The sequence below is a fragment of the Bradyrhizobium sp. STM 3809 genome, assembly GCF_000239795.1.
Lineage (GTDB): Bacteria > Pseudomonadota > Alphaproteobacteria > Rhizobiales > Xanthobacteraceae > Bradyrhizobium.
In genome coordinates this window covers 1-8161 of record NZ_CAFJ01000751.1, presented here as the reverse complement: position 1 = coordinate 8161, position 8161 = coordinate 1, and the positions used below count along the sequence as shown (strand labels likewise).

Here is an 8161-nt window from a genome sequence, read left to right as displayed (position 1 = left end):
TTCGGCCGCGAGGTCCAGTTCGTGCAGGCGCCGATCTCGGGCACGGTCCATCTGTTCGGTGCTGACTACTCCGCCTACCGGCTGGTGATGATCGCCGCGGCCATCATCGTCGGCTTGCTGTTCACCGCTCTTCTCAACGGCACGCGGCTTGGCCTGTCGACCAAGGCCGTGATCATGAACGAGATGCTGGCGCAGGGCCTCGGCGTCGATTCCTCGCGCGTCCGGCTGATCACCTTCGCGCTCGGGAGCGGTCTCGCCGCACTCTCCGGCGCGCTGATCACGCCGTTATCGAGTGTCGATCCGAACATGGGCGTCCCCTGGCTGATCGGCGCCTTCATGCTGGTGATGGTCTCCGGCGGCTCGCTGCTGGCGCTTGCCGGCTCCTGCGCTGCGCTTGGCACCTTGCAGGTTCTCGTCTCCACTTTCGTCAATCCAATCCTCGGCGGTCTCACGATCGCGATCTGCGCGGCCATCGTGCTGCGGATCCGGCCGGAGGGTTTTGCCCGTGCCTGATGCGCGTCCCCTCGCCTCTCCCGCGACATCGGCAACGAGCCGCGCGATACCGCGCCTGATCGTTCCGGCGTTGCTGGTGGCGCTCGCCGCCGCCGTGATCGTCGTCGCGCCGCTGCTGCTCGACACCTATCTCGTGAACATCCTGGTGCGCGCCTGCTTCGTCGCGATCGCGGCGATCACGGTCGACATCATGTGGGGCTATTGCGGCACGCTGACCTTCGGCCAGTCCGCCTTCTTCGGTATCGGCGCCTATGCGCTCGCGATCATGTTCACCGAATATGGCTTCGGCACGTGGCAGATCTTCGCGGCGATCGGCGCCGCGGTGGCCGCCGCTGCGGCCGTTGCCGCCTTCACCGGCTGGCTGTCGTTCTACCCCGGCTCGACGCCGCTCTACGCCTCGGTGATCTCGCTGGTGGTGCCGATCGTGCTGGTGCAGATCCTCTACTCCGGCGGAACGTTCACCGGCTCCTCCAGCGGCTTGGTCGGCTTCGAGAGCTTCGACCTGGAGATCGAGACCTGGCTGCGTCTCGCCGGACTCGGGCTGCTCGCCACCGCCGTGCTGGCGCTCGTGCTGATGCGCAGCGACACCGGGCGGCTGCTGGCGGCGCTGCGCGACAACGATGCGCGCTGCACCTATCTCGGCATCGACACCTCGCGCCTTCGCATCATCGTCCTGGTGCTCTGCGCGATCATCTCCGCCTTGGCCGGCTTCTTCTATGCCGGCTTCGGCGCAGTCGCAGCCCCCGAAAACGCCAGCTTCACCTTCGGCACCAACCTCGTCATCATGGTCGCGCTCGGCGGCCGCGGCACGATCATCGGTCCGGTGATCGGCGCGCTGTGCATCGAGGTGGCGAGCGCCTATCTGGCCAACAGCCTGCCCTATGTGTGGGAGCTGATCGTCGGGCTGGCGCTGATCGCAGTGATCCTCATTTTCCCCGATGGCCTGCTCGGCGCGGTCATGCGGCTCCTCAAGCGCGGTGGCGCGGGGCCAAGGGCTAGGACGATGCTTCGGCCTGCCGACGCAGCCAAGACGGTCAGCAATCCCGATGCCGTCGCCATCGAGGTGCGCGCGCTCGGCAAGCATTACGGCAGTCTCGCGGTGCTGGACGGCGTGGCGTTCACGGCGTATCGGGGCGAGTTGCTCAGCCTGGTGGGTCCCAACGGCGCCGGCAAGACTACCTTGATCCGCTGCCTCTCGGACGGACGCGAGCGCTCGACCGGCGACGTCGCGATCGCCGGCCACGACATTGCACGGCTGCCACCCGACCGCGTCGTACGTTTCGGCCTGGGACGCAAGTTCCAGACGGCCTCGGTATTCGAGACACTGACGGTCGCGGAATGTTTGCGCGTCGCGCGGACACACGCCGATCCGCCCGCCCTCACCGCCCGCTCCGCAACCCTGGCGCTGCCGCCCGCAGCCATGTCGGTCGTCGAACGATCCGGGCTGAGCGAGCGGCTGGATGAGGAGGCGCGCAATCTCAGCCACGGCCTGAAGCAGGCGCTCGAGCTTGCGATGGTGCTGTCGCTGGAGCCCGACGTGCTGCTGCTCGACGAGCCCACCGCCGGCCTGACACGCGCCGAGCGGCAGGGCTTCGCCGACATCCTGACGGCGCTCGCCCGCCGCGACCGGCTCTGCATTCTCCTGGTCGAGCACGATCTCGATTTCGTCCGCGAGATCTCCTCGCGCATCATCGTGCTGCACCAGGGCCGGCTCGCGCTCGACGGCTCGGTCGACGAGGTCGTCAACAGCGAGCTGGTGCGCGAAATCTATACTGGCCAGCACGTGTCGCATGCGGAGGTGCCGGCATGAGCACGGCGCTGGAGGTCAAAGAACTCGCGAGCGGCTACGGCTCGTCGGAGGTGATCAGCAATGTCGGCTTTGCGCTGGCGAAGGCGGAGACGCTGGCCATCGTCGGCAAGAACGGCATGGGGAAGACCTCGCTGCTCAAGGCCATCCTCGGTTTCCTGCCGGCGTGGCGCGGCAGCATCAGGCTCGCGGGCAAGGATGTGACGCGGGTGGCGCCGCATCTGAAGCGGAAGATGGGGCTGGTCTATGTGCCGCAGGAACATGCGCTGTTCCAGGACCTGTCGGTGCGCGACAATCTCCGGCTTGGGCTGTTGTCGGACAAGGACATCGATGCGCTGTTCGAGCAGGTCGGCGGCTGGTTTCCGGTGCTGACGAAACGGCTCGGCCAGCGCGCGGGAACACTGTCGGGCGGCGAGCAGAAGATGCTGATCGTGGCGCGGGCGCTGATGGCCAAGCCCGACGTGCTGCTGCTCGACGAGGTCACCGAAGGTCTGCAGCCCTCCGTCGTCGATCGTCTTTCGGAGGTGCTGGTGCGCGTCCGCCGCGAGATCGGCACCTCGATGATCGTGGTCGAGCAGCATCTGCCGTTCGCGCTCGGCATCAGCGACCGCTACCTCGTGTTCAAGCGCGGCGAGATCGTCGATGCCGCGACGGTCGATAGAGATGCAGCCGCGCGGATCGACGAGCACATGCGGATCTAGCGGGCCCTTCGGCGGGAGAACAGCGAGATCAGGACCGGCAGCGTGATCAGGATGACGACGGGCGCCAGCATCATGCCAGTCACCACGACGATCGCGAGCGGCTTCTGCACCTGCGAGCCGATGCCGGTCGACACCGCGGCCGGCATCAGGCCGATGCCGGCGACGACGCAGGTCATCAGCACCGGGCGCAGCTGCAATTCACCGGTGCGGATGACCGCCTCGATGCGCTCGACGCCCTCGTCGATCAGCTGGTTGAACTGCGACAGGATGATGATGCCGTCCATCACGGCGATGCCGAACAGAGCGATGAAGCCGATCGCCGCCGACACGCTGAACGGAATGCCTGACAGCACCAGGCCGACGACGCCGCCGAAGATCGCCATCGGGATCACGCTCATGGCGAGCAGGGTGTCGGCCATCGAACCGAAATTGAACCACAAGAGCACGCCGATCAACGCGAGGCTGATCGGCACCACGATCGACAGCCGCTTGATCGCGTCCTGCAGATTGCCGAACTCGCCGACCCATTCCAGATGCGAGCCGGGCGGCAACTGCACCTGCTCGGCGACCTTCTGCTGCGCCTCCTGGATGGCGCTGCCGAGGTCGCGCTCGCGCACCGAGAACTTGATCGGGAGATAGCGCTCCTGCTGCTCGCGATAGATATAGGCCGCGCCCGACACCAGCTTGATGGTCGCGACCTCGCTGAGCGGAATCTGGGTGATGCCGTTCGGCCCCTGCGCACCGATGCGCAGATTCTCGATCGCCTCGGCGCTCTTGCGATATTCCGGCGCGAGGCGGACGATGATCGGGAAATGCCGGTCGGAGCCCGGTTCATAAAGGTCGCCCGCGGTATCGCCGCCGATCGCGACCTTGATGGTCGCGTTGATGTCGCCGGGCGCCAGCCCGTAGCGCGCGGCCTTGGCGCGGTCGATGTCGATCTGCACCGTCGGCTGGCCGAGCGAGGTGAACACCGCAAGGTCGGTCACGCCCTGGACGGTCGACAGCACCTGCTTGATCTTGTTCGCCGTGTCGGTCAGCGCCTGCAGGTCGTTGCCATAGAGCTTGATCGAGTTCTCGCCCTTCACGCCGGAAACGGCTTCCGAGACGTTGTCCTGCAGATATTGCGAGAAGTTGAACTCCACGCCCGGGAAGCGGTCGTCGAGCTGCTTCAGCAGTTCGGCCGTGAGCTGGTCCTTGTCCTTGGTGCCCGGCCAGTCCTTGACGGGTTTCAGCGGCGCGAAGAACTCGGCATTGAAGAAGCCGGCCGCGTCCGTGCCGTCGTCGGGACGGCCATGCTGCGAGACCACCGCCTCGACCTCGGGACGCGCGCGGATCATCTTGCGCATCTCGTTGACGTAGGCGTTGCCCTCCTGCAGCGAGATCGTCGGCGGCAGTGTGGCGCGGATCCAGAGGTTGCCTTCTTCCAGCTTCGGCAGGAATTCGAGGCCGAGCAGCCGGCCGACCACGACGGTCAGCAGCACGAGAGCGATCGCGCCGGTCATCACCAGCTTGCGGTTGCCGACCGCCCAGCGCAGCACCGGCGCGTAGATCGCGTGCAAGATCCGCATCAGCCGCGTCTCGGTCTCCTCGACATGCGCCGGCAGGATGATGGCGCTCAACGCCGGCGTCACGGTGAAGGTCGCGAGCAGGCCGCCGGCCAGCGCGTAGGCGTAGGTGCGCGCCATCGGCCCGAAGATGTTGCCTTCGACGCCGCTCAGGGTGAACAGCGGCAGGAAGGCCGCGATGATGATGGCGGCAGCGAAGAAGATCGAGCGCGACACGTCGGCGGCAGCCGACAGAATGGCGTGGCTCTTCATCCCCATCATCGTGTCGGGCGAGATGTGGCTCGACTCGGCTTCCGACAACGGCGTGGTCTGCGTCAGGCGTCGGAAGATCGCCTCCACCATGATGACGGTGGCGTCGACGATCAGGCCGAAATCGATCGCGCCGACCGACAGCAGGTTGGCGGATTCGCCCCGCAGCACCAGGATGATCACGGCGAAGAACAGCGCGAACGGAATGGTGGCGCCGACGATCAGCGCGCTGCGGAGATCGCCGAGAAAGATCCATTGCAACAGCACGATCAGGCCGATGCCGACCACCATGTTGTGCAGCACGGTGTGCGTCGTGGTCTCGATCAGGTCCTTGCGGTCGTAGATGCGCTCGATGCGCACGCCCGGCGGCAGAATCGTCGAATTGTTGATCTGGTCGACCAGCTGCTCGACGCGCGCGATGGTCGGCGAGCTCTGCTCGCCGCGGCGCATCAGCACGATGCCCTGGACGATGTCGTCATTGTTGTTGAGCCCGGCGATGCCGAGCCGCGGCTTCTCCGCCACCGTGACGTTGGCGACGTCCTTCACCAGCACCGGATTGCCGCCGCTCTGCGACACCATGGTGTTGGCGAGGTCATCCATCGAGCGGATCAGGCCGACGCCGCGCACGACAGCCGACTGCGTGCCGATCTCGACCGTGTTGCCGCCGACATTGATGTTGGAGTTGCCGACCGCCTGCAACAGCTGCGGCAAGGTCAGGCCGTTGGCGACCAGCTTGTTGAAGTCGACCTGGATCTCGTAGGTCTTGGTCTTGCCGCCCCAGCCGGTGACGTCGATCACGCCGGGCACGGAGCGGAAGCGCCGCTGCAGCACCCAGTCCTGCAAGGTTTTGAGGTCGAGCACGCTATAGCCGGGCGGACCGCGCAGCCGGTAGCGATAGATCTCGCCGACGGCGCTGAGCGGCGAGATCTGAGGGGTGACGTTGCCGGGCAACGGCGACAGCTGCGACAGCCGGTTCAGCACCTGCTGCAGGGCTTCATCATACGTATAGTCGAACGAGAACTGCAGCTTGACGTCGGACAGGCCGTACAGCGAGATCGTCCTGATGGTGCGCAGGTTCTTGATGCCGGCGACCTGGGTCTCGATCGGGATCGTGATGTAGCGCTCGATCTCCTCGGCCGAGAGCCCCGGGCTCTGCGTCACGATGTCGACCATCGGCGGGGTCGGATCCGGGTAGGCCTCGATGTTGAGCTGGCGGAACGCGATCAGGCCGCCGATGAGGACGGCGACGAACATTCCGACCATGAGGAAGCGCCGCTGGACGGCGATGGCGACGAGACGATCCATTCAGGTCGGAGCTTTCGGCACGGCAGGCAGGAGGACCACGTTCAGCTGCCGGAGGCAGCCCGATCGATGAACAGGCTGCCCTTGGTCACGACCTGCTCGCCGGCGCTGAGGTTGCTTTCGACCGCGACCTGATCGCCATTGATGAGACCAGTCTTGATCTTGCGCAGCTCGATCGACTTGTCGGGACGCGCGACCCAGACGCGGACCTGGCTACCTTCGTAGATCAACGCCTGCCGCGGCACGGCCACGGCGGGCTGCTCGCCCGGCGAATAGATCGTGACATTGGCGAACATCTCGGGCTTCAGCAGGCCGTCCTTGTTGTCGATCGTGGCGCGGACCAGGAGCCTCCGGGTGGCGGGATCGATCGAGGCGGCGACGTAGTTGATGCTGGCCTTCAACGGTCGGCCCGGCAGGGCGAGCACGTTGACCAGGATCTCCTCCCCGATGTTCACCAGCGCGGCGTCGCTCTCGCGGACGAAGGCCGTCAGCCACACGGTGGAGAGGTCGCCGATCACGAATACCGGGTCGCTGGCTCCGGAGTTCACGTACTGCCCCGGGCCGACCTTACGCTGCACGACGGTGCCGCCGATCGGCGCATAGATCGTGATCTCGCGGTCGATCACGCCCTTGTTCTGGAAATCGCTGATCGCGGCGTCGGTGAAGCCGAGAATGCGCAGCTTGTTGCGCGCGGCCTCCAGCGCGGTTTGTGACGACCGCATGTCGTTCTGGGCCTGGACGGACGTCGCCTCGGCCTGCTGGAAATCCTTGAGCGGGATCGCCCGGCCTTCGAACAGGTCCTTGGCCCGCTTGTACTGGATGTCGGCGAGGTCGAGTGCGGACTTCGCCTTGTTCATGGAGGTGATGGCCGCGATGAAATCGTTCTGGGCCTGCACGGTATCGGCGGCCTCGATCACGAACAGCGGCTGGCCTTGGCGGACGGTTTCGCCCGGACGGGCCAGGAGCTTGGTCACCCGGCCGGCATAGGGCGAGAACACCGGCGTCGAGCGGTCCTCGTCGACGGCGACCTTGCCCTCGGTAATGTGCTCGGCGCGGAATATTTTTTCGCAGACCGGCTCGATCGTCAGGGTCGCCCATTCGGCGGCCGACGGCGTGAAGGTGGTGCCGTTGCTCTTCGACTGGCTGGAGAACTCGATGTTGTCCTTGGCCGGCGCAGAGCCCGACTGGGTGTAGCCATAGGCGCCCGCTCCGGCGATTGCCAGGACGGCCAAGCCGATCATCAGCCGCTTGCTGGTGATCGTCCGCGGGTGAGGGTTCGTGTCAGACGCCATGGCTCGTTCGATCCGTCGACGATTCCTGCAGTGGCGGCTCGTCGTTGCGCTAATAGTGCGGAACTGGAGCTTTAAACAACCTAAAAATCGCCCAACTGCCCTCTGTCTTGCTTTAAAAATTTGAAAGTTCAACGACAGCCGTTCAGGTTGCATTCAGTTCGTTCCGGGCAAACGCAACTTCCTTCGCGATGCACCACGATGTCAGGTTGGTGTAAGGATCGCCGGGACGATGTCGTGGTCCCACAAGCCAACCTTCGCGGGTATGTCCCTACTCCGCGGATCAGTTTCGGTCCGGACTTCCGTGCGGAGATGGCCTCCATCCCGGGCGTCCGGCGGTTGACAAATCTCCCAGCGAGACGGGCAGCCGCACACGGCAACGGGAGCACCGTCCCGCGGCGCCGAGGCGCCCGAGTTGTGCTGACCGGTGTCCCCCTCCGATGAGAAGGGCGCAGGGAAGGCCAGGCGCCGACTGACGCCTGCGGCCCGCCTGCGAAAAAGAATGCAGGCGGCAGGTACCACAGGTGCAGCCGAGATCACCCGGCCTTCCCTGCGCGACGGTTTTCACGCTTATGGCGTGCTCTCCCCGGTGTCCGGCTCGTTAGCCACCGTCGCCAGCGGGATCACCACCCGCGGGTTTGACGCCAGCATCGGGGCGCCAGGACCACACGCTTTCACGTCCGCGCCACGCCGTTCGTCCACGCAGCCAGGCTACGTTGCGGCATGACCACAGCC

General features: G+C 65.8%; 5 protein-coding genes. 3 read left to right on the top strand and 2 right to left on the bottom strand.

The genetic code is table 11. The annotated features are described in order from the left end of the window. From BRAS3809_RS32285 to BRAS3809_RS32275, 3 genes are all read left to right on the top strand, one after another. Positions 1-513, top strand: a 513-nt coding sequence (locus BRAS3809_RS32285; RefSeq protein ID WP_035659970.1) for a branched-chain amino acid ABC transporter permease, incomplete at its 5' end; no start/stop codon positions are given. Continuing rightward, positions 506-2323 carry a branched-chain amino acid ABC transporter ATP-binding protein/permease gene (locus BRAS3809_RS32280; protein ID WP_008966212.1) on the top strand — a complete coding sequence of 606 codons (1818 nt, stop codon included), beginning with the start codon at positions 506-508 and terminating at the stop codon, positions 2321-2323. The genes BRAS3809_RS32285 and BRAS3809_RS32280, both read left to right, overlap by 8 nt. Further along, on the top strand, positions 2320-3021 hold the full coding sequence (locus tag BRAS3809_RS32275; protein WP_008966211.1) for a branched-chain amino acid ABC transporter ATP-binding protein: 702 nt from the start codon (positions 2320-2322) through the stop codon (positions 3019-3021). Before BRAS3809_RS32280 ends, BRAS3809_RS32275 begins: the two co-directional genes overlap by 4 nt. Here BRAS3809_RS32275 and BRAS3809_RS32270 read toward each other — a convergent pair. Both BRAS3809_RS32270 and BRAS3809_RS32265 read right to left on the bottom strand, forming a co-directional pair. Beyond that, positions 3018-6140 carry an efflux RND transporter permease subunit gene (locus BRAS3809_RS32270; protein ID WP_008966210.1) on the bottom strand — a complete coding sequence of 1041 codons (3123 nt, stop codon included), beginning with the start codon at positions 6138-6140 and terminating at the stop codon, positions 3018-3020. The genes BRAS3809_RS32275 and BRAS3809_RS32270 overlap by 4 nt on opposite strands. 41 nt (positions 6141-6181) lie before the next feature. After that, entirely contained in the window at positions 6182-7429 is a 1248-nt protein-coding gene (locus tag BRAS3809_RS32265; RefSeq protein WP_008966209.1) for an efflux RND transporter periplasmic adaptor subunit, read from the bottom strand. Between the last annotated feature and the right edge of the window lie 732 nt (positions 7430-8161).